Below are 409 nucleotides of genomic sequence, written 5' to 3'. Positions count from 1 at the left end.
GTGCCACAGTCCTCTTCGTTGATAATCACGTCATGCGACACATCCACGAGGCGACGGGTCAAATAACCGGCATCCGCCGTCTTCAACGCCGTATCCGCCAACCCTTTACGCGCACCGTGAGTGGAAATAAAGTATTCCAACACCGACAGCCCTTCCTTGAAGTTCGACAAAATCGGGTTTTCGATGATTTGCGCGCCTTCGGCACCGCTCTTTTGCGGTTTCGCCATCAAACCACGCATACCGGACAACTGACGAATCTGCTCCTTGCTACCACGAGCACCCGATTCCAACATCATAAACACCGAGTTGAAACCCTGCTTGTCTTCGCGCAGTTGCTTTATCAAAATATCCGACAAACGCGAATTGGTGTGCGTCCAAATATCAATAATCTGGTTGTAGCGCTCGTTGT

Annotated in this window: 1 protein-coding gene; it reads right to left on the bottom strand. The window is 50.9% G+C overall.

What is annotated here, in order from left to right; all coding sequences use genetic code 11:
• Nucleotides 1–409 (bottom strand): hypothetical protein (locus ASC50_RS05095; RefSeq protein WP_158648472.1); only part of this gene is annotated, 409 nt, incomplete at both ends.

The organism is Candidatus Symbiothrix dinenymphae (genome assembly GCF_001431085.1).
The sequence above is the reverse complement of the archived record's forward strand: the minus strand, read 5'-3'. Positions and strand labels throughout refer to the sequence as shown.